The 21991-nt window shown below is 60.1% G+C and carries 15 protein-coding genes and 1 pseudogene; 8 read left to right on the top strand and 8 right to left on the bottom strand.

The annotated features are described in order from the left end of the window. Nucleotides 1–12: 12 nt before the first annotated feature. The 6 genes and pseudogenes from gyrB to dnaA form a co-directional block, all read right to left on the bottom strand. A complete protein-coding gene (gene gyrB / locus OCL88_RS04635) occupies nt 13–2088 on the bottom strand; it encodes a DNA topoisomerase (ATP-hydrolyzing) subunit B (RefSeq protein ID WP_166184568.1) in 2076 nt (691 codons plus the stop codon). A 338-nt stretch (nt 2089–2426) separates the two neighbouring features. After that, nucleotides 2427–2981, bottom strand: a complete 555-nt coding sequence (locus OCL88_RS04640) for a DUF721 domain-containing protein (protein WP_264961763.1) — start codon at nt 2979–2981, stop codon at nt 2427–2429. Beyond that, complete coding sequence (gene recF, locus OCL88_RS04645; protein WP_264961764.1) at nt 2968–4161, bottom strand: DNA replication/repair protein RecF; 1194 nt, start codon at nt 4159–4161, stop codon at nt 2968–2970. The genes OCL88_RS04640 and recF overlap by 14 nt, the downstream gene beginning before the upstream one ends. Before the next feature lie 22 nt (nt 4162–4183). Further along, a pseudogene (gene gnd, locus OCL88_RS04650) lies at nt 4184–5101 on the bottom strand (phosphogluconate dehydrogenase (NAD(+)-dependent, decarboxylating)); the annotation flags it as partial. Nucleotides 5102–5104: 3 nt separating this feature from the next. Next, entirely contained in the window at nt 5105–6229 is a 1125-nt protein-coding gene (gene dnaN / locus OCL88_RS04655) for a DNA polymerase III subunit beta (RefSeq protein WP_021473166.1), read from the bottom strand. A 574-nt stretch (nt 6230–6803) separates the two neighbouring features. Then, nucleotides 6804–8225 carry a chromosomal replication initiator protein DnaA gene (dnaA, locus tag OCL88_RS04660; RefSeq protein ID WP_021473165.1) on the bottom strand — a complete coding sequence of 474 codons (1422 nt, stop codon included), beginning with the start codon at nt 8223–8225 and terminating at the stop codon, nt 6804–6806. Between the two features lie 465 nt (nt 8226–8690). Between dnaA and rpmH the strand changes: the two genes are divergently transcribed. The 8 genes from rpmH (at nt 8691) to OCL88_RS04700 (ending at nt 14343) form a co-directional block, all read left to right on the top strand. Continuing rightward, the gene (gene rpmH, locus OCL88_RS04665; protein ID WP_011776797.1) at nt 8691–8828 is read left to right on the top strand and encodes a 50S ribosomal protein L34; all 138 of its coding nucleotides are present in this window, start codon (nt 8691–8693) and stop codon (nt 8826–8828) included. A gap of 41 nt (nt 8829–8869) precedes the next feature. Continuing rightward, nucleotides 8870–9280 (top strand): ribonuclease P protein component, encoded by a 411-nt coding sequence (gene rnpA / locus OCL88_RS04670; RefSeq protein ID WP_166186250.1) that lies wholly within the window; start codon nt 8870–8872, stop codon nt 9278–9280. 64 nt (nt 9281–9344) lie between these two features. Continuing rightward, on the top strand, nt 9345–9695 hold the full coding sequence (gene yidD / locus OCL88_RS04675) for a membrane protein insertion efficiency factor YidD (RefSeq protein ID WP_264961797.1): 351 nt from the start codon (nt 9345–9347) through the stop codon (nt 9693–9695). A gap of 16 nt (nt 9696–9711) precedes the next feature. Then, nucleotides 9712–10683: a membrane protein insertase YidC gene (gene yidC, locus OCL88_RS04680; RefSeq protein WP_021473163.1), complete on the top strand. Its 972-nt coding sequence runs from the start codon at nt 9712–9714 to the stop codon at nt 10681–10683. Continuing rightward, nucleotides 10683–11234: a protein jag gene (locus tag OCL88_RS04685; protein ID WP_021473162.1), complete on the top strand. Its 552-nt coding sequence runs from the start codon at nt 10683–10685 to the stop codon at nt 11232–11234. Before yidC ends, OCL88_RS04685 begins: the two co-directional genes overlap by 1 nt. A 6-nt stretch (nt 11235–11240) precedes the next feature. Continuing rightward, entirely contained in the window at nt 11241–11891 is a 651-nt protein-coding gene (rsmG, locus tag OCL88_RS04690) for a 16S rRNA (guanine(527)-N(7))-methyltransferase RsmG (protein WP_264961765.1), read from the top strand. A gap of 87 nt (nt 11892–11978) precedes the next feature. Beyond that, nucleotides 11979–13031 carry a ParA family protein gene (locus OCL88_RS04695; protein ID WP_308292727.1) on the top strand — a complete coding sequence of 351 codons (1053 nt, stop codon included), beginning with the start codon at nt 11979–11981 and terminating at the stop codon, nt 13029–13031. Nucleotides 13032–13098: 67 nt separating this feature from the next. After that, a complete protein-coding gene (locus OCL88_RS04700; protein ID WP_264961766.1) occupies nt 13099–14343 on the top strand; it encodes a ParB/RepB/Spo0J family partition protein in 1245 nt (414 codons plus the stop codon). Nucleotides 14344–20519: 6176 nt separating this feature from the next. On the opposite strand, the gene trxA is transcribed toward OCL88_RS04700, so the two are convergent. Further along, nucleotides 20520–20846, bottom strand: coding sequence for a thioredoxin (trxA, locus tag OCL88_RS04705; RefSeq protein WP_021473158.1), 327 nt, complete (start codon nt 20844–20846; stop codon nt 20520–20522). Between the two features lie 31 nt (nt 20847–20877). Next, a complete protein-coding gene (gene trxB, locus OCL88_RS04710) occupies nt 20878–21834 on the bottom strand; it encodes a thioredoxin-disulfide reductase (protein WP_264961767.1) in 957 nt (318 codons plus the stop codon). Nucleotides 21835–21991: the final 157 nt, after the last annotated feature.

Below are 21991 nucleotides of genomic sequence, written 5' to 3' on the forward strand. Positions count from 1 at the left end.
GGATGATGGCTGCTAAATATCCAGAAACCTGACGTCCTTGGCGTTCTGCTGGATAAAGTTCCTGCGTGATTCAACGTCCTCGCCCATAAGGACGGAGAAGGTCTGATCGGCTGCAAGTGCGTCATCCATGGTGACCTGGAGGAGGGTCCGGCGATCGGGATCCATGGTGGTATCCCACAGTTCCGTGTAGTCCATTTCGCCAAGGCCCTTGTAGCGCTGGATGCCGTTCTCCTTGGGGAGCCGCTTGTTCATCGCAGCACCCTTGCGGATGGTTTCATCCCGTTCGCGGTCACTGAACACGTAGTCATGCGCGGCGTTGGACCACTTGATCCGGTACAGCGGCGGCTGGGCCAAATACACGTAACCGTTTTCGATGAGGGGACGCATGTAGCGGAACAGCAGCGTCATCAAGAGCGTGGTGATGTGCTGGCCGTCAACGTCGGCATCTGCCATGAGGACGATCTTGTGGTACCGGAGCTTCGAAATGTCGAAGTCCTCGCCAATACCCGTGCCGAACGCCGTAATCATGGACTGCACTTCGGCGTTGCCCAGGGCTTTGTCCAGGCGGGCACGCTCAACGTTGAGGATCTTGCCTCGCAGCGGAAGGATGGCCTGTGTCTCCGGGTTGCGGCCGCGCTTGGCCGAACCGCCTGCGGAGTCACCCTCCACCAGGTAGACCTCGCAACGCGAAGGATCCTTCGACGAGCAATCGGAGAGCTTGCCGGGCATGCCGAAGGACTCAAGCGGGCTCTTCCGCCGCGCATTGTCGCGGGCTTTGCGCGCGGCCATGCGTGCCTGCGCAGCCTGGATGGCTTTCCGGATGACATCGCGGGCGGGACCGGGGTTGCGCTCCAACCAGTCACCGAGCTGATCGGTCACAACGCGCTGGACGAAGCCCTTGACCTCGGAGTTGCCCAGTTTGGTCTTGGTCTGGCCTTCGAACTGGGGCTCGGAAAGCTTCACCGAGATGACGGCGGTCAGGCCCTCACGGATGTCATCACCCGTCAGGTTGTCTTCCTTCTCCTTGATGATGTTTTTCTCGCGTGCGTAGCGGTTGATGAGCGACGTCATCGCAGCGCGGAAGCCCTCTTCGTGCGTACCGCCCTCATGGGTGTTGATGGTGTTCGCGTACGTGTGGACGCTCTCGGAATACGCGGTGGTCCACTGCATGGCGACTTCCACCGAGATGTGCCGTTCGGTGTCCTCGGTTTCGAAGGCGATGACGTCCTCGTGGACGATTTCCACCTTCTTGTTGGAGTTCAGGTGCTTGACGTAGTCCAGCAAGCCGTCCGGGTATTCATAGACAACAGTGCGGTGTTCGGCTGCTACCTCACCTTCGGTGGCAACGGCGTCGAGGTCGAGCTCGTCGTCACCGGCCCGGGCAGCCGGGCGCTCGTCCGTCAGGGTGATTTTCAGGCCCTTGTTGAGGAACGCCATCTGCTGGAAGCGGGCACGCAGGGTCTCGAAATCGAACTCCGTGCTTTCAAAGATGGTGCCGTCCGGGTAGAACGTCTGGGACGTCCCTGTCTCTTCCGTGGCCTCGCCCTTGACGAGTTCGCCCTGCGGCTTGCCGCCGTCGGCGAAAGACATGCGCCAGACGTGGCCCTGCCTCCGGACTTCGGTCTCGACACGACGGGACAGCGCATTGACAACGGAAATACCCACGCCGTGAAGGCCGCCGGAAACGGCGTAACCGCCGCCGCCGAACTTGCCTCCGGCGTGCAGGATGGTCATGACCACTTCAACCGTGGGCTTGCCTTCGGAGGGGTGGATGTCAACGGGGATACCGCGGCCGTCGTCAACCACTTTCACCCCGCCGTCAGCCTGGAGCGTCACCTCAATGTGGCTGCAGTAACCGGCCAAAGCTTCATCTACAGAGTTGTCCACCACTTCATAGACCAAGTGATGCAAACCGCGCGGACCGGTGGAACCGATGTACATGCCGGGGCGTTTGCGTACGGCTTCGAGGCCCTCCAGCACGGTGATGTCGCTGGCACCGTATTCCCTTGGCGCTTGCGCCTCACTCTGCGTGGGAGCAGCCTCCTCTGCGGGCTCTACTGCCAAGGTCTCTGCATTGTCGTTAGCCACAGGCGCTTTCGACTCCTCTGTGTTCGATGACGGCCGTTCCCTTGACGGCTCACGGATGACCGCAAGCCGTCAAGGGCACGTGACTGATTGCGCCGATTACTCCGGCGTGAGGGGTCCTGGTTCCCGACTGGCGGATTCCAAAGCCCTGACGACGTTTCATCGGCGCTCAGTGATCTGTGCCAATTCTATCGTGGAAAAACGCTAATCCCTGCAAATAAGAGGGCGGCTCACAGCTGAATATGCCGATGAGAGGCCGTTGGCCCTATCGTGGACGGCCCTGCGGAGGTGGAGGTGGGTGCCTATACGCCCCGGGGTCCTTGAAACGCCCTGCACGGCGCTCAGCCGTATGTGTCCCGGGGGCCGCGACCGTTGACACTGCGGCCGCCTTTCCGCCAGCTCGGTGCCGAGGGTCCGAGGACCTGGATGCTGGTGACCACGCCCTCACCGAGTTCCTTCCGGAACAGCTCAAGCAGGCTCGAACTCAGCAGGCGCAGCTGCGTTGCCCACGCGGTTGAATCGCAGCGCACTTGGAGGGTTGTGTCCGTGAAGCTCTCAGGCGTGCAGTGCGCCGAGATGTCCGGCCCCACCAGGGTGGCCCATTCAGCCATGACGGAGCCCACGGCAACGGGTGACGTCCAGCCACGTTCGGCCACCAGGCGCCCAACCACTTTTCCCAATCCCAACGGGTCGCGGCCGCTTCCATGGAATTGCGAGAAGCCTTTGGTTCCCCGGAGCCCGGTTCGTTTTTGAGTCGTCCCCGGCCGGGGTGCCCGCTGCCGCACTTCGCCTCGCGCCGCGGCCGCCTCGCGCATCCTGTTCAGGGCCGCCTGGGCAGCGTCGATCTGGTCGGGAACCCGGTCGGGTTGGAGTCCGTCAGCGTCACCCTTCACCATCGATGCCTCCCGGAACAACGGTTACGCGCCGTCCGGCCAGCTCCTCCGGAATATCGGCGTCGACCGCGGCCGTCACGAGCACCTGCTCGGCGCCGGCCACGATTGCTGCCAGTTTACGCCGTCGCTGGACGTCCAACTCGGCGAAGACATCGTCAAGAATGAGAATGGGCGCGGTCCCGCCGGTGCGTGCGTCATCGAGCATGAAGTAGTAGGAAGCCAAGCGCAGGGACAAACACATGGACCACGTCTCACCGTGCGAGGCGTACCCCTTGGCCGGTGCTTGGCCGAGCATCAGCTCGAGCTCGTCCCGATGCGGGCCAACCAGCGAGATCCCGCGTTCGAGTTCCTTCTTGCGGGCTACGGCAAACGCCTGGATATAGCGTTCGGTGAGTTCGTCAACGGACAACAGCCGGAGTTCCTCGCCCGACGGCGGGCCTTGCGTGGGCTGTTCGGCCGGACCGCCGTCGTCGTCGAGTACGCCCTGGATGGTTGAGCGGTAAACCGCGCCGGCGATCTTTGAACCGTCGGTGAGTTGCGCGTAAGCGCTGTTCAGATGCGGGCGGAGGCGTTCCACCAACTCGAGCCTTGCGTGCAGAAGCTGTGCACCGGCACGGGCCATATGTTGGTCCCAGACGTCAAGGGTGGTCTCATGGCCCGCGGTGAATTTTCCGGTTCGGGCAGATTTCAGGAGGGCGTTACGCTGCTTCAGGACGCGGTCGTAGTCACTGCGCGTGGCAGCATGCCGCGGGACCAGGCTGACCAGGAGCTCATCCAGGAAACGCCGCCGGTTGGAGGGGTCTCCCTTGACGAGAGCCAGGTCTTCCGGGGCAAAGAGCACCGTTTGGCATATGCCGAGGATATCCCTCGCCCGTACCGGATTTCCGCGGTTGATGCGTCCGCGGTTGGCCCTGCCGGCATTGATCTCGACTTCGATGATGCTCGACTGTTCGCCGCGGACCAGGCGGGCGCGGATCATGGCACGCTCGGTGCCGAACCTCAGCAGCGGGGCGTCGCTGCTCACACGGTGGGAGCTGAGGGTAGCCAAGTACCCGATGGCTTCCATGAGGTTGGTCTTGCCGATGCCGTTGGACCCCACCAGGACGGTGACACCTGGACCGAGCTTGAGGTCTACCTGTGCATAGCTGCGGAAATCCGTGAGCGAGAGATGTTCCAGATACACGCTGTTCGAGTGGCTCCTGCGGCTAGTTGGCCGGACGGGTGGCGTGGCCGCCGAACTGGTGGCGCAGCGCCGAGACCATCTTCATGGCGGGTGAAGTGTCCTCGCGGGAAGCGAACCGGGCAAAAAGCGCCGCCGTGATTGCCGGAGCCGGGACCGCGTTTGCGATCGCTTCTTCCACTGTCCAGCGCCCTTCGCCGGAATCCTCGACGTAGTCATCGATGGAGGCGAGGCCCGGGTCTTCGTCCAGTGCCTTGACCATCAAGTCAAGCAACCAGGAGCGGACAACGGTGCCCTTCTGCCACGCCCGGAACGTACCGGGAAGGTCCTTCACGATGTCCTTGGCCGCCAGCAATTCGTAGCCTTCGGCATAGGCCTGCATCAGGCCGTATTCGATGCCGTTATGCACCATCTTTGCGTAGTGGCCCGCGCCTACACCGCCTACGTGCACAAAGCTGTCAGCTCTTTCGCCCTCGGGACGGAGGGCATCAAAGACCGGCATGGCAAGTGCGATGTCTTCATCGGAACCGCCGGCCATCAGGCCGTACCCGTTCTGAAGTCCCCAAACTCCGCCGGAAACACCGCAGTCAGCGAAACGGATTCCCTTTTCGGCCAACGCGGCGGCGTGCTTTTGGTCTTCGGTGAAGCGGGAGTTGCCGCCATCGATGACGAGGTCGCCCTCGCTCAATTTCCCGCGCAGCTCGTTCACAACCGCGTCAGTGATTTCGCCGGAAGGAACCATCACCCAGACCAACCTTGGCGTAGGCAGCGCGGCGATCAGTTCATCCACCGAAGCAACGTCCGTGACGTCCGGATTGCGGTCAAAGCCTGTTACCTCAATGCCACCGTTCCTCATGCGTTCCCGCATGTTGAACCCCATTTTTCCAAGGCCAATCAGTCCGATGTGCACGCTGTGAACTCTTTTCTGCGTAGGTGGCGGTAGTGGCTAGTTGGGAAGGCGGACAGGCATCACGAGGTAGCGGTAGTCGTCCTGGTCTTCGCCGTCGGCCTCGGCCTGCGCCGTGATCATGGCGGGCTTGGGAGCTGACGTGAAGGAGAAGCGCACGTATTTCGTTTCGATGACGCTGAGGCCTTCAACCAGGTAGTGCGGGTTGAAGGCTACCGTGATGTCGTCGCCTGAAAGTTGTGCCTCGAGTTCTTCGGAGGCCTGGGCGTCTTCGCCGGTGCCGGCATCCAGGTTCAGCAGGCCCTGGGTGAAGGCAAGGCGCACCGGTGTGTTGCGTTCGGCAACCAAGGACACGCGGCGTACGGCTTCCACGAGTTCCTGGGTCTGGACCGTGGCATGGATCGGTGTTGAATCCGGGAAGAGCGAGCGGATCTTGGGGTAATCACCGTCAACCAACAACGACGTGGTGGTGCGGCCGCCGCTCTCGAAGCCAATGAGGCGGCTGTCGTCATCGGCCAGGGCAACGTTGATGTCACCGCTTCCGCCAAGGGTCTTTGCTACCTCGTTCAGGGTCTTGGACTTGACCAGGGCGCTGGTGGAGATGCCCGGAGTTACGGGTTTCCAGGGCACTTCGCGCATGGCGAGCCTGTAGCGGTCTGTGGCAAGAAGGGTGATCATGTCATCCTCGATCTCCATGCGGACACCGGTGAGGATGGGCAGGGTGTCGTCCTTGCTGGCAGCGATGATCACCTGGGAGACGGCCTGCGCGAACGAATCACCCGGCAAGGTGCCGCTGATCGCAGGGAGTGCAGGCAACGCCGGGTACTCGGACTCGGGCATCGTTGCCAGGTGGAAGCTGCTTCGACGGCAGGTGAGGGTGACTTTGCTGCCGTCGGTTTCCACTTCCACCGGAGCTGAGGGGAGGCTTCGGCAAATATCTGCCAGGAGTCGACCGGACACCAGGATGGTGCCCTCTGTGGTGATGTCAGCCGGAATCTCGAGGCGGGCCGAGGTTTCGTAGTCAAAGCTGGACAGGCTGACGGTTCCTGCCTCGGCTTTGAGGAGGAGGCCGGAGAGGACAGGCACCGGCGGCCGCGGAGACAACGACCGCGCGGTCCACGTAACGGCTTCTGCCAGGACGTCGCGGTCGACTCTGAACTTCACGGAGGGGTGCCGCCTTTCATTGCTGCCAAATAATAGCTGCGGATTCCAGCCATGGAAGCCGCCAAAATTCCGCGTTCCAGCGTCCACAGGTGCATGGTCCGCACACAACGAACTACAAAACCAACCCAGGGATGGGAGCGCTGGTGACAGCTTAGCCGCAAGATCGGGGATTAACCCATCCCCGGCCGGCGGGACCCCGCCTATGTGGACAGTCCCCGGCCGGCCTGTGGCCGGTTGGAGTTCTACATCAGTGGTGCCTCGGGGCGTGGAGGAACGAGATTGTTATTTGAGGGATTTCAATTTTTTGGGATTCGTAGTGTTAATAACTGCTGTGGAAACTGTGGATAAGTGGCTTTCGCCGCGCGGTTCCGCGGTTAAGCCCTGTTCACGGACTGTGCGTTAACTGGGTTTTAAACAGGGTGTGGATGGGGACAACCCGGAAGCCCGTTTTTAACGATCCACAGATGCCTTAAGGGTTTTAAGCCCATTAAGCGCGCTTGTCCCCTTAACAATCCACAGGGTTATCCACATGCGCCTGTTAATAAGGTATGTAGTGCGCGGAACGTCTGTGGATTCAGGAGTCGCGTTGCTGCTGCTTGATGCGGTTGGTCAGCTCGGTGACCTGGTTGTAAATCACACGGCGCTCGGCCATCAGTTCGCGAATCTTGCGATCGGCGTGGATGACGGTGGTGTGGTCGCGTCCACCCAGTTCCTGCCCGATCTTGGGCAGGGACATGTCTGTCAGCTCACGGCAGAGGTACATGGCGATCTGCCGGGCCGTCACCAGCGTCCGGGTCCGGGACTTGCTGCAGAGCTCTTCCATGCTGAGTTTGAAGTAGTCAGCTGTCTGGTCGAGGATCTGCTTCGCAGTGATCTCCTGGGCGCCGTCGTCGGTGATCAGGTCCTTGAGCACCATCTCGGCCAATGCCACATCCACCGGCTGCCGGTTCAGGCTGGCGAAGGCGGTAACGCGGATGAGCGCACCTTCGAGCTCACGGATGTTGCTGGAAATCTTGGAAGCGATGTACTCCAAGGCATCGTCCGGCGCTGAAAGACCCTCGCTCAGGCCCTTCTTGCGGAGGATGGCGATGCGCGTTTCGAGTTCAGGCGGCTGGATGTCCGTGAGGAGACCCCATTCAAACCGTGAAGTCATCCGGTCTTCGAACCCTGCCAGCATCTTGGGCGGCTGGTCCGAGGTGATGACCACCTGCTTGTTGGCGTTGTGCAGGGCGTTGAACGTGTGGAAGAACTCTTCCTGCGTACGGTCCTTGCCGGCCAGGAACTGGATGTCATCGATCAGCAGCACATCAACGTTCCGGTATGTGGTCTTGAAGCTGGTGCCTTCATCATCACGGATGGAGTTGATGAAGTCGTTGGTGAACTCTTCGGAGTTGACGTAGCGGACGCGGATGCCGCTGTAAAGGCGCCGGGCGTAGTGGCCGATGGCGTGGAGCAGGTGGGTCTTGCCCAGGCCCGAGTCTCCATAGATGAAGAGCGGGTTATAGGCCTTCGCAGGCGCTTCGGCCACGGCTACGGCTGCCGCATGGGCAAAGCGGTTGGATGAACCGATCACGAAAGTATCGAAAATGTACTTCGGGTTCAGGCGTCCGAATTCATGGGAGGTGCTGGGAGGAGTCGGCTGCGGCTTCGGCTCCGCGGCCAGGTCCGGGACCGGGGAAAGCTCGACGGCGGGTTCAGGCTCCTCGTGGACCGGCACCAGATCGGTATCAACGTCGATCGCGCAGCGGATGTCATCGGAGAAGACATTGCGCAGGGCATCATCCAGAGCGTCCTTGACCTGCGTCTGGAGGACTTCGCGGGTGAGCTCGTTGGGAACGGCCACCAACAGGGTGGAACCGATCAGGCCCTGGGCCTGGGCGAGGATGACGAAACCGCGCTGCCGGGGAGATACCCGGTCATCTTGCTCCAGCAGGCTCAGCACCCGGCGCCAGGAACTTCCGACAGTATTGGCGTGGTTGGCTTCGTCTACTGTCATCAATGTGTTCCTAAATACTTGCTTGCCTGCGTTGCTGGCAGCCGAAGGGCATCCGGCTGGTACGTGTTCCATGGATTAATCCACAGAGTTATGCACAGCGGGTGGACAATGGGCTACTGAGCCACTCTAGGGGATGATTTCTCTAGAAGATAGCTGGGAAGTTGCTTGTGGATAATTACACCGTTGTTGTTCCCGATCGGTGGCTGTGAGCCAGTTCATCCACAGGCTGATGCAGGTCGTTTGCCACAGTTGTGGACAGCTTCGGGGCCGCCCTCCGGTTTGACTGGGGGTCCATTTTTGCCCTAACGTTGTGAAGTCCTTTGTGTCCGCTTTTGAGATCAGTTGCATCTCCGTGCGTTTACCGTGCGAGAGGCAGCGGCGGCGGCCACATACAAAACTTAGCGTCGGCCAGTTCTTCCCCTTTTGATCGGGTGGGCGCACCTTTGATCCACTGGAGTAACTAACGTGAGCAAGCGGACTTTTCAGCCGAATAACCGCCGTCGGGCCAAGAAGCACGGCTTCCGCCTTCGTATGCGCACCCGTGCCGGCCGCGCCATCCTGGCTGCCCGTCGCGGCAAGGGCCGCGTCGAGCTGTCGGCTTAAATAACTGACTTGTCGGCCAGGGTCCTCTCGGGGGTTCGACGGTGCTAGCCACCCCAAACCGCCTTCGGACGTCTACCGACTTTTCAACAACTGTACGTTCCGGCGTCCGTAATGGACGCCGGAACTTAGTGTTATATACGGCTCCTATCGGGGCCGGGGAGCCGAGTCGTATCGGCTTCATTGTCTCCAAAGCCGTCGGGAACGCCGTGACCAGGAACCTCGTTAAGAGGAGACTGAGAGAAGCAGGCGCGCTGTCCTTGCAAACGCATGGAACGGGCCTGGCGGTCGTAGTCCGTGCACTGCCGGCAGCTGCAACCGCCAGCTGGGAGCAGTTGCTGAATGACTACAACGCCGCATTGGCAGTGACGACGAAGCGATTGGGTGGCTCAGCTCCACGCAACGCTTCGCAGGACCGCAACGGCACCACTACGGAAGGGACACCGCGTGCATAACCATAGTGCCGCCGTCGTTCCTTCCTCCGGCGACCCCGGGAATGAGGTTCCCGCTCCAACCTGGCTGGCCATAGTCGGCCGGTTTGTTTGGGACCTGCCACGGAACGTCCTCATTCTCCTGCTGAAGGCCTACCGCAAGGTGGTCTCGCCCCTGTACGGCCAGGTATGCCGTTTCTTCCCGTCGTGTTCGGCCTATGCGCTGGAGGCGGTCACGGTGCACGGCGCCGTGAAGGGCAGCTGGCTCGCAGCCAAAAGGCTCGCCAAATGCCACCCTTGGAATGCCGGTGGAGTGGACCATGTCCCCGCCGGCCATCGTCATTGGCCGGAAGGCCGGACGCCCACAATTGTTGTACTGAACAACCCGGACCAGTTCCTGGCTGCTCAGGCTGATGAAGAAGGCCGCCCGGCGGCCTGACGAATAGGGATATCGTATGGACTTCTTTGAAACAATCATGTTTCCGTTCAAGTGGCTGGTGTCAATCATCATGGTTGGCTTCCACGAGGGACTGAGCTTCCTTGGAATGCCCGCAGCGAACGGCTGGACCTGGACCCTGTCCATCATTGGCCTGGTGCTGGTTATCCGTGCCGCCCTGATCCCTGTTTTCGTCAAGCAGATCAAAGCCCAGCGCGGCATGCAGCTCCTGCAGCCCGACTTGAAGAAACTGCAGACCAAATACAAGGGCAAAACAGACCAGCTCAGCCGCCAGGCGATGGCGCAGGAGCAGATGGCCCTGTACAAGAAGCACGGCACAAACCCGTTCTCCGCGTGCTTGCCGATGCTGATCCAGATGCCGTTCTTCTTCGCCCTGTTCCAGGTGCTGTCCGGGATCTCCACCAACGCCAAGGCCGGCCAGGGCATTGGCGCCATGAGCCACGAGCAGGTAGTGCAGTTCGACCAGTCGAGCATCTTTGGTGCCCCGCTGTCCGCTTCCCTGCTGCACGGCGACCCCAGCGGCAGCGGCAGCGCAGTTGCTGTGTGGGTGCTGTCCATCATCATGATCCTTGCCATGACTGCATCGCAGTTCATCACGCAGAAGCAGATCATGGCCAAGAACATGTCCGAGGAAGCACTCGCCAGCCCGTTCATGCGCCAGCAGAAGATGATGCTCTACATCCTGCCTCTGGTCTTCGGCATCGGTGGCATCAACTTCCCGATCGGTGTCCTCATTTACTGGACCACCACCAACCTCTGGACCATGGGCCAGCAGTTCTTCGTCATCCGCCGTATGCCCACCCCGGGTTCCCCCGCCGCCAAGGCGCTGGAGGAACGCCGTGCTGCCAAGGGCCTGCCGCCGCTGGCGGGCAAGAAGAACGACGACGCCGAGGCTGCCGCCGCCGCTGCTGCCGCCGAGGCACGGGCGCAGCGCGTCCAGCCGCAACGTAAGAACAGGAAGAAGAAGTAATGTCTGCTGAGAGCACTGAGGAAGTAACCGACGCCGTGACTGAGGCCCAGGACGACGCCCAGGAAGAGACCCTGTCCAAGACGGCCAGCCGTTTGGAAGAGGAAGGCGATATTGCCGCCGACTACCTCGAGGAACTCCTTGACATCGCAGACATCGACGGTGACATCGACATCGAGGTCCGCAATGGCCGGACCTACATCTCCATTGCTGCCGAAGAGGAATCACCCGCGCTGGAAAGCCTTGTAGGCCGTGACGGTGAAGTACTTGAGGCACTGCAGGAGCTGGCCCGCCTCTCCGTGCTTTCCGCTACCGATAGCCGCTCCCGGTTGGTGCTGGACATCAACGGATACCGCAAGGACCGCGCCGGGGTCCTTCAGCAGATCGCAGAGGACGCAGTTGCCAAGGTGAAAGAGAACGGTGGAACCGTTGCGCTGGAACCGATGAGCGCGTACGAGCGCAAAATTGTCCACGACGCCGTCGCCGACCTCGGATTCGTTTCCGAATCTGAAGGCGAAGGCGCCGGACGTCACATCGTGGTTTCGGCTGACTAACGGCCCATGGTAGACATCTCCGCAACAGAACTACAGGCGGCCGAGAAGATCTTCGGGGAGCGCCTGGATCTTGCCAAGCGCTACGTTGAACATTTGGCCACCTCCGGCATTGAACGCGGCCTCATTGGTCCCCGGGAAGTTCCGCGTCTGTGGGGTCGGCATGTGTTGAACTGTGCCGTCATCGAGTCTGCGATCGCAAAAGACAGTCACGTGGCCGACGTTGGTTCCGGGGCCGGGCTTCCGGGCCTGTGCTTGGCCATTGCACGTCCTGATCTTGAGCTCACCCTGATTGAGCCGCTGGAACGGCGCGTGATTTGGCTCCAGGAAGTTGTTGACGATCTTGGACTCGACAACGTTACCGTGATGCGTACCCGTGCCGAGCTTGCAGTGGGTCTGGTTGACGCTGATGTTGTGACTGCCCGCGCCGTCTCTGCCCTGAGCAATTTGGCTGGCCTTACCATTCCGTTGCTCAACGGGAAGGGCGAGGTCGTGGCTATCAAGGGGCGCAGCGCAGCCGAGGAGATCGAGAAGGCCAAGAAGGTTATTCGTAAGCTTGGCGGCGTAGAAACGTCGGTTGTGGTGTGCGGACAGGAGCTTTTGGAGGAACCCACCACCGTGGTGAGGATCATCGTCAACAAGCCCGGAAAGACAGCTTAGCCACCGCTTGGTTTCCCGCGTGTCGGCGGCTGAGCAGTTAGGCTAGAGAACGGCAGCAAGCGCCGAATGAGAGTGAGAGTGTGACCAGTGGGCAGTAGCGAAACCTCCACGCAGCGGATCCCCCCATTTATGTCGTTGGGGTCCGCGCGGTCTATTGCCACACCGCCGAGCACGCTGCAGCCTGCTTCCGTTCGCACGAATTCGGTTGATAGAACAGTTTCACGTGAAACTGTGGCCGATGATGGCCCCAACGTTATGGACTCGATCGACGATTCAAGCCCCATCGCACGCCAATTGGCAAACGAGACCCGGCGGCGGGAACGTTTGATCGGTCGGCAGTTGCCCAAACCTGAGCGAACCAGGATCTTCACGGTATCCAATCAAAAGGGTGGCGTCGGCAAGACCACCACCACGGTCAATATCGCAGCGGCCCTCGCGTCTGCCGGCCTGAACGTTCTGGTCATCGACATCGATCCCCAGGGCAACGCCTCCACCGCCCTCGGCATCGAGCACCACGCTGATGTAGACAGCATTTATGACGTCCTCATCAACGACCTTCCCCTGAAGGACGTAGTGGCACCTTGCCCGGACATCCCCAACCTGTTCTGCGCTCCGGCCACTATCCACCTGGCCGGCGCGGAGATCGAGCTTGTGTCCCTCGTGGCCCGCGAACAGCGCCTGCGCCGGGCGATCGACGTCTACGCGAAAGAACGCGAAAAGAACGGCGAAGGCCGCCTCGACTACATCTTTATTGATTGCCCTCCCAGTCTGGGCCTGCTGACAGTGAACGCATTCTGTGCAGCCAGCGAAGTACTGATTCCCATCCAGTGTGAGTACTACGCCCTGGAAGGTCTGAGTCAACTGCTGAAGAACATCGAAATGATTCAGAAGCACCTCAACGCTGATCTGGTGGTTTCCACCATCCTGCTGACCATGTATGACGGCCGGACGAACCTGGCGGCACAGGTCGCCTCCGAAGTGCGCCAGCACTTCCCCCAGCAGGTTCTTAGCGCCGTAGTTCCTCGGTCTGTGCGTATCTCCGAAGCGCCGAGCTACCAGCAAACAGTGATGACATACGATCCCTCGTCCAGCGGCGCTCTCTCCTACATGGAAGCCGCTGCTGAAATCGCAGAACGCTAGAATTCTTGAAACACTGCAAGAGCCTGGGCTACTCCACGCTCGGCTATTCCATCGGAGGGAAGAACTAATGAGCGAAAAGCGAAGAGGCCTTGGCAGGGGTCTTGGGGCTCTCATTCCCAGCTCGGCCTCCGCCGGGGTCCAAGGAGCTGGCGCTTCGCCGTCTCGTCCTGTGGATCTGTTCTTCCCTGATGCCCGGAAAGCCCCGGAGCCCGAATCTGTTTCCGCGCCGGCCGAACCAGACGACGATGCTTCTGACGCTTCGGCCACACGAGCAGCAGATTCGAAGGCTGGGTCGTCCAGGTCGAGCGCCAAGTCGGATGCCAAGGCTCCGACCAAGAAGACGGCTGCTGCGAAAGGCTCATCTTCGGCGGTCTCTTCCAAGCAGGCAGCGTCGGCTTCTGCTCCGGAAGCTTCAGACGAAAGCCCGACGACCGCACTCCCCGAAGCAAGCGCTTCACCGGCACACACTGAACCACAGACCGACCTGGTGGAGGTTCCAGGAGCACGTTTCGCGGAAATCCCCGTCACGGACATTCACCCGAACCGAAAGCAGCCCCGTTCCGTCTTCGATGAAGACGACATGGCAGAGCTTGTGCACTCGGTCAAGGAAATCGGTGTCCTCCAGCCAATTGTTGTACGCACTTCAACCGAAAAGGGTGGAGAACCGTATGAGTTGGTCATGGGTGAGCGTCGTTGGCGTGCTGTGCAGGCCGCGGGTTTGGACACCATCCCTGCGATCGTTCGTGACACCACCGATGATGACCTCCTCCGGGATGCACTTCTGGAGAACCTCCACCGGAGCCAGCTGAATCCTTTGGAAGAAGCCGCCGCTTACCAGCAGCTCCTTGAGGACTTTGGAACGACGCACGAACAATTGGCTGACCGCATCGGCCGGTCCCGCCCGCAGGTCTCCAATACTCTTCGCCTGCTGAAGCTCCCGCCCCTGGTGCAGCGCCGGGTTGCAGCTAATGTTTTGTCCGCCGGGCATGCCCGTGCATTGTTGTCCCTGCCGGACGCGGCCGCGATGGAAAGGCTCGCCCAGAAGATTGTGGCTGAGGGCATGTCCGTGAGGGCCACAGAGGAAGCAGTGGCGCTTTACCAAGAGCCTGCTGCGCCCACCAAGAATTCAATTCCCAAGCCCAACGCACGGCACGAACGGTTGGACTACTTGGCCTCGTCCTTGTCTGATCGCCTGGATACAAATGTGAAGATCACACTTGGCGCCCGCAAGGGCCGGGTGAGCATTGAGTTCGCCAGCGTGGAAGATCTCAACCGGATTATGGATGTGTTGAGTCCTGGGGCAGAAAGCTAGAGGCTCCTTATCATCGGAAAAGGGTTCACTTCATTGGAGTGGGCCCTTTTGCCGTTTCCGAGCATCCTTGCACGAGGGGCCTAGTGTGTTCAGGCCTGGGGTCGCTTTTGAGTGATGTGGAGTAACGGGTATATGTCGGCGCCGTTGGTTGAATCCAAGGCGCTGTTGGTTCTAACGTCAGGGCCGTTCTCCGCGTTCGTCACGGAAGGTTCCGAGGAGACAGGTTGTGTGCGTCCATGGAGGTCCCTAAACCGCCTCTCGGGTCCATCGGACTGTCGGAACTTGGCTGAAGCCGTATGAGCCTCTCTCTGGGCTGCTGGGAGCGTCGTTCGATGGCGCGGGTGAGTTGTCCACCCACTCTTGAACCTTCATCCAGGTCGCGCCCCCGGCGGTTCCAAGTATGAGCTCCACGAGCTTTAGTATGGCTGATGCCTCACTCCTGCGGATGGCTGATCCAGTGCCCTGAGGTGTGGGCTCTCGACCCTCCTGCGGCGGCTCGTGCAGTTTGTGCTCGAATACTTCAGTGATGAGTCGTCCATCCCGGAAGGGGACCTAGCCGGGGCCCGTGCGTTACACGTGAAACCAAAGACGCCTCGGCGGTTGATCACGTGAACCAAGGACGTTACTTATTGGCTAGGACGGCTTTCTTGGCTGGGCTGGATGGTCCGCTCGCCTACGTCGGCCGGTTTGCGTTGTTCGCGCTGATTCGGCCGCGTCTGACGTGCGGTCCGTCACCGCCTTTTGTGGCAGCCTGGTTCAGCCTGTCGTGCGTGAAAAGTTTGTCCGTCGTACGAGATGAGGTCATTGGTATGCCCATTGGAGCACAATCATCCGCTCACAATACTGCGCAAACCTGTCCTGCAGTCTGCATGTCGCCTTTGGGAAGTCTTTTCGCCCTGCTGTGCTCATCCTTACTGTCACGGGCGGTTCGAGATGGAGCCGAGCTGCTGAGAGAGCGCCCTGAGTATCCTTTGGTACCAACTCTGCAGATTTACGTTCCACGTGAAACATGGATCTTTCCTCCGTGATGATCACATCGATGTCGGTGGCGGGCAAGTTCAGGGAAGTGCACGTAGGGCATGGAGCCGGGCTTCTCGGAAGTCGGCGTACGTCATGCTGCAAGCTAACAAGCTACGTCGTCCGAGCCATCGCTGGGGTCTGCCCAGAAACGTGCCCCAGACGCCTGCAGACGTTCCGGATCAACCTCCCTGCGGCCTAGGCCGCACACCTGTTAGACGGCCTTAGGCAAGAACCACTCGATACGCTGATTTTAGGGCCCGACGCGCCAGTGCAGGATGCTTGTACCAGTAGGGGTTCCTCGACGCCGTTTCACGTGAAACGTTCGTTCGAGGAGTACCAGAGCTTAGTGGATGAGTGCATGACCACGCCTACAACTTGCCTCCAACATACTGCAGCCCCTCCGTGATGGTTGGCCGCAATGCCCGTACAGCGCAGCCCTGCCTATGTTTCACGTGAAACGTAGCCGGAGACAGTGATTCTTGAGCTCGAGATTAAGATCTTCGATCAGAGGCTTGAAGGAAGCAGGATGTTCGCTCATTAGTAGAGGCCGGTCGACCGCTTCTGAGGAGCCGCGGCTAGGCGGTTCACTGCGCCAGAGGACTGGGTGAGGATTCCAGATGCCGTGGGCGAGGCAGGGATTCGGCGGTAAGAAGCACCATAGTTCGCTGGTGAAATCCTCGGGCTGTAGCCTTTGGGGTCGATGCTCCGACTGAGCCAGCCCTCAGGCCTTGGAACGCAGGAGTGCTCCTTTGTGGAAGGGCCGACGAGGTCGGAAGAAGGCCGTGCAGTACGAGCCGACCTGCAAAGGCCGCTCAGAGTCGCAAGGCACGACCCGCGGGTGTAGCTGGGCCTCGTCACAGGACACGGCTCCCCCGGGAGTGACTGGTCCTTTCATAAGGCGCCCCTGCTGGCATGCACCCAAGGGTGGCGCGGCTGATGCGAAATACTCAGGATTGGCGGCTGCGATGTCGACTCCCTGTTGAGCCGGCAGGGACAAAGCCTGGAGAGCGCAAATCCTGAACCATCCTCAGCAGCGCTACTAGCGACTAGCTGTCATTGCTATATGAGGAACCGCAGCTTCGAGTTTCTCTGGAGGCTAGAGATGTTTGGGGTTTTGGTGAGTCCACCCCAGAATCATCGGGCTTCCTTACGCCTCTCAACGCGCGGGACAGTGAGGGTATGCTGCGCGATACTGGGTGCCTCTACGTCTGATGCGATATTGCATAGACCGTGCCCAGCCTCGGGCGGACGCTCCCCCCGGAGGATGGCTGCGTAGGTACTCGGATGACTGGGCGATAAGTCTGGGAGTTAGGGAAAGCCCGCTTGCCTGACGACTGACTGCCCGCCTGTTTGACCAGACGCCCTACGTGTGTCTGGGTTGTCTTACGTGTGCCCAGACGGTGGCGGTGGGCGGGCTGGTGGACCCTGGCGGTATCTCCTGCGCATCCGTCTGACGTTCTCCGCAGCAGGGAGCTGCGGCATTGTGCCCACTTCTGTGGCTTGGTCCCAGAGCTCCTACCACCCTTCCTTGCCGGCGGCGACATTCCTGATGGCGTGACGCGGGGTCCGTGAAAGATCTGATGTCGTGAGGTAGGTCTCAGTGATGAGGTAAAGATGATGCGAGCGTCTTGGCGTACCTACAAACGACCGTAGACGTGGCCTAGCTTGCGTTCGGGACGGGGCGGTAAGTTCCGCCTGTACCGCAGCCCGCGGCCCGGCTTCCGATGTTTCACGTGAAACAGCATCTGTCGAAGAAGAGTAGAGACTGACTCCTACCATTGAGCCTCGCGGGACTGCATGGGGAAAGCAACCAGCTCATCCCCAACGGCAGTGGATAAGCCTGTGGATAACCGTGGGGATAAGCATGAGTCCATGTAAGGTTAGCGGGCACGTCTTCCCTAGGGTGCTATGACGGGACTGGCTCATCGAACTCCCCTGCGCCGATGTCCACGTTTGCCCACGGCTGCAAGGTTAGATCGCACCGAATTACGCCGTCTATTAAGGCGAAATCAGCTGCATTCTGAGGAAATTGTGGCCCCTGAGGGCGAGCCCCGCGTCCGAGAGCCTGAGGCCAGCTCGATGCGGATATATATCGGACCGAGGGCGGTGCTGACATGTGGGTAGGTGGATGTGTCGGATCGTCAAGACCTCGTGGATAAGCCTGTGGATAACGTTGTGAATAACTCGGGTCCGATGTGTGGATACTCATACGGTGGTTGCGGTCACCTGGGCCTCAAGGGCTGGGTAGGCTTGGAGCGATCCGGTCTACTTGAATGCCTGCAGCGACGTCCACAGCCAAGTGGAGCTCACCTCGGGACCGGGAAGACTTCCCCCGGCTAACGGGTGGAGGTGAAGCAGGAGCGGGTGCGGAATGCACGAGGGCACAACAGCCTAGGTGGCCCGAACCCGTGGTACCAGGAATGAGCAGGGATAGTTGTTGTCCCCCATCGCAATCATCGGATGTCTCATAGCGGCCTCCCCTGTGCTTGTCCAATCAGGTCATTACACGTCTCGGTCTGGAGGAAACAGCCTCGACGATCCGGCGGTTACGTGACCTCTTCAAGACCGGAACTAGGACTCCAATGAAGGTACGGTCCGCTCCTAAGGGTGGCCGCCCTCCGCGCACCCTCGATGTTTCACGTGAAACAAGGGTGGCAGGCACAGCTACTCGATTCGGATCTCAAGTGACCAATGGAGCAGGCTGCGGATCCCGGCGCACATCTCGACGCGACTCCAACACGCTGGCTGTTGGCTCCGGGTGATGGCCACGTAGTGTGTAGCCGCGGGCGACATGCCACGCCACACGTGACACTCCACCATCAGGCCCGGGCATAGCTGGCGATGGGAGTTCAGGGGATGTAGCCATTCAAGCAGCAGCACCAGGAACGAGGCTGTCGAGTTGTTCGCTGTTTTGGCTGGGGAGCCAGTCGTTTACCTTGCCTTGAGATAGGTGAAGGCACCTCTGACCTGTGCCCGCTCCGTGATGGGCTGGCTTATAGGTGTTGACGAAGGGCTCGCGTCCAGTTGGTCGTTGTAAGAGCTGGCGGATGTCTCCACCTTGCCTAGGGCGGCAGGGATGCAGCCCCCTGATTCTCCATCTCCGGTGTAGAACGCCAGAATAGGAAGGTCGAGACGCCGGTCTACTCTAAGGCTCGAGTTTAGCTGGAACGTCGCAGCGCGGGGTCCCCCACTTCAGGGTTTGATCCGGAAGGGGACGCCGGGGTCCGAGCGGCGCAATCCCTTTACTCTCGACAGTCTGCATACCTATGTTTCACGTGAAACAGCGGGTTCAGGCGGCGGGGCTGAACGAAGTGCGGGTCTCTTTGCACGTGCGGGCAAGGTAAGGTGTCCAGTCGCGGATCTGGGAACCTACACTGGGTAGACCCTGGGATGAATCGCCGACGGCACATGTCAGCCCTTACGCCCGCTCGAGCATCCCTCAAGGTCGAGTGTGGGAAGGAGTGGTCGATTTGGAGGACCGCGGACCCTCGGACTGGTCGATTTCCGCTTGTCTGACGCCAGCCGCTCAGTAGAGCTGTCGTGATCCACTGCGAGCCGGCTGCAAACTCGTAGTAGTGGCATCGGCATGGCTAGTTGAGGCTCAGAGCCGAAGTAGGTTGTGTTTAGTTCAACACAAAAGGCTGCAGTTGATGGTCCCATGTACGGAGGAGCCAACTCTTTGGGCGCTTGGACGAACCCGGAGACCTGGTTGACGCAGCGCTACGACGTGATGACCTCCGCTCTCGTAGCCTGCTGCGCACGTAGTCATGTGGTGGGTCGCCTATCTATGCGTTGCATTTGTGCACCAGACACCTTACGAGCCGGGCTCAGATAATCGGCCAGCTAGAGGTTCTGCGAAGTACTTGAACAGAGACTTGATTTGTCTTTGCGTTGTCGTTCCGGTTAGCGGGGCTATGGCGGGCGCGGCCATGGGGATGCATGCGCTGATTTGTGTATCTTCAGTCAGGCGTGGTCCGATTCTTCTCGCGTTCGGCACCGGTTTAGGGTCATCGGCGGCCCGTGAAGGTCAGTTCGCTGCGTTCCGACGAAGTGCGGCCGACTCAAGGCTCTTACGGTGCTGGAGGCAAATCGAGCTGCTATCAGGGCCCATTACTCGGCTGAGAAGCGTGCGCTTGAGCTTACACGGGTAGTTGGCGCAATGTTTCACGTGAAACGAGTCGCCTTCGACTACCACTTTGGAGGATTTTCAAGCTGTTGATGCCCATTTCCGGGAGAACGGAATGGAATCACGAGCAGTCAATCGGTCTCGAGTGCATCACGGGATGCCGTCTATGCTGCGACTTAAAGCAACGCTGACGGCAGACAGGCGCATGTTTCACGTGAAACCGGATATCGCAACACATAGCTGGCTGGGTACTGACTGACTAGTTCCTATCGTGATAACACGCTTCTCGTTGGTTGAGGGATGCCCGCGAGTAAGGCGGTGAAGTGGTCGCAGGAATGCCGTAGCAATTCCTGGAGCGTATCTGGGAAGACGCCTAACATTAGAAGACTCAAGCGCGGAGCACCTCTGCTAGTGGCCAGATGCACAGGGCGCATCCGACGATCGAGCCAGGAGATCTCCCTGGAGCCGAGCCAAGCAAAGCGCTTTGCATGGTGCGAGTTGAGCCACGAGGACGCGTCGGCGTCGATCTTGACGGAAGTCGACAAGTCATGAGTGTCCGCAGGCCCTGAAGAGCGGTTGGCATTGAATCACATAAGAAGGTTCTCGGACCCCGGGAGGCGATATGTGTCGTCGAAATGTTCCGCAGGGTTCCTGCGAAACATCGTCACTCGCGACTATCCCTGTCGTCTGCCTTTGCGAACCCGCGGCTGGCCCAGGAACTCTGAACGATGCTTCTCTCATGAGCCCAGCAAGAGACTAAGAAGCCCACGACGTCCGACTGGACAGTTTCACGTGAAACCACCCAGCACGATTCAGCAGCGCCACGGCTGAGATGCATTCTGCCCTAAGCGTTTCGCCGCCATGCGGGTGCCTCATATCCACCCGAACACCAGACCAGTCAGGAGAAGCTCGACCACGGCATAGAACACGCAAAGTAACCCAGACCGGGTTTATTTTCAAAAAAGAACAAGAAAGGCCGACGGCTCCACTCCCGTAGGAGCGGAACCGCCGGCCTTCTGAGCCCGGAAGACTAGGACAGCACGTCCGCGAATTCCTTTTCAAAGAACTGCTTGGGCTTGGCGCCGATGACGGTGCTCTTCACTTCGCCTCCGCTGAACAGGTAGACAGCGGGAATGGAAGTGATGCCGTACTCGGCGGCAATGGCGGGGTTGTCGTCTACGTTCAGTTTCACGACGTCCACCTTGTCGCCGTACTCGACAGAGATCTCATCGAGGATCGGGCCGAGCTTGCGGCAGGGACCGCACCACTCTGCCCAGAAGTCGACGATGACAGGCTTCTCGGAAGCCAGGACATCGGTGCTGAAGCTTGCGTCGGTAACGTCTTTAGCGTTGCTCATAACTCTTCCCTTCTTTTGGTTGCGATGAAGCTTAGGAGTTCAGGTCGGCCAGGAAATGCTCTACATCCAAGGCAGCTACACAACCGGAGCCGGATGCGGTGATTGCCTGGCGGTACGTGGGGTCGATGACGTCGCCGGCGGCGAAGACACCCTTGATGCTGGTGCGTGAACTACGGCCCTCAACTGCGATCGTGCCCTCAGGAGTCAGTTCCACCTTCCCCCTCACCAGGTCGGTGCGGGGATCGTTGCCGATAGCCACGAAGACACCGGTGACAGCGAGTTCGGACTCAGTACCGTTAACCACGTTCCTCAGCTTTAGCCCGGTGACCTTTTCGCCGCCGAGAACATCCTCGACTGCGGTGTTCCACAGGAAGTTGATCTTCTCGTGGGCAAGAGCACGGTCGGCCATGATCTTGGAAGCCTTGAGGGTGTCGCGACGGTGCACCACCGTGACGGACTTGGCGAACTTGGTCAGGAACAATGCTTCTTCCATAGCGGAGTCGCCACCACCAATAACAGCGATGTCCTGGTCCTTGAAGAAGAAACCATCACAGGTTGCACACCAGCTGACACCGTGGCCGGAGAGGCGCTTTTCGTTCTCCAAGCCCAGCTCGCGGTAGGCAGAACCGGTGGACAGGATAATGGCTTTGGCCTGGAAGGTCTCCCCCGTCCCGATCGTGACCTTCTTGATGTCGCCGTCGAGATCCAGCGCGGTGACGTCCTCGAAGAGGATCTCGGTACCGAAACGTGCGGCCTGCTTCTCGAAGTTTTCCATGAGATCCGGGCCCATGATGCCCTCGGGGAACCCAGGGTAGTTCTCAACGTCAGTGGTGTTCATGAGTTCGCCACCGGCGGTGACGGAACCGGCAATGAGCAGAGGCTTCATGTTGGCGCGAGCGGTGTATACGGCAGCTGTGTAGCCGGCCGGGCCTGAGCCTACGATGATGACGTCACGCACCTGCGATGCGTTGTTTTCTGCAATGCTCACGGGGCGTGAACCTCTTTCCTGATCGATGCTGCGGCTTTCGGGGCAGCCACCTGACTCAACCCCGGCAACTGTTCAAATATTCCGTTGCTTCAGGGGACGCGAAGGGACCCCAAAAGCCACCATCATTCAGGGTACCGGTTGAAGGGGCGCTGAATCG

The sequence above is a fragment of the Paenarthrobacter sp. PAE-2 genome (genome assembly GCF_026013155.1).
Taxonomy (GTDB): domain Bacteria; phylum Actinomycetota; class Actinomycetes; order Actinomycetales; family Micrococcaceae; genus Arthrobacter; species Arthrobacter ureafaciens.

What these genes read in the sequence shown, in the direction of transcription:
- dnaA (WP_021473165.1), bottom strand. Translation starts at nt 8,225, where the DNA reads ATGACAGTAGACGAAGCCAACCACGCCAATACTGTCGGAAGTTCCTGG.
- yidC (WP_021473163.1), top strand. Translation starts at nt 9,712, where the DNA reads ATGGACTTCTTTGAAACAATCATGTTTCCGTTCAAGTGGCTGGTGTCA.
- OCL88_RS04640 (WP_264961763.1), bottom strand. Translation starts at nt 2,981, where the DNA reads ATGGTGAAGGGTGACGCTGACGGACTCCAACCCGACCGGGTTCCCGAC.
- rsmG (WP_264961765.1), top strand. Translation starts at nt 11,241, where the DNA reads ATGGTAGACATCTCCGCAACAGAACTACAGGCGGCCGAGAAGATCTTC.
- trxA (WP_021473158.1), bottom strand. Translation starts at nt 20,846, where the DNA reads ATGAGCAACGCTAAAGACGTTACCGACGCAAGCTTCAGCACCGATGTC.
- OCL88_RS04700 (WP_264961766.1), top strand. Translation starts at nt 13,099, where the DNA reads ATGAGCGAAAAGCGAAGAGGCCTTGGCAGGGGTCTTGGGGCTCTCATT.
- OCL88_RS04685 (WP_021473162.1), top strand. Translation starts at nt 10,683, where the DNA reads ATGTCTGCTGAGAGCACTGAGGAAGTAACCGACGCCGTGACTGAGGCC.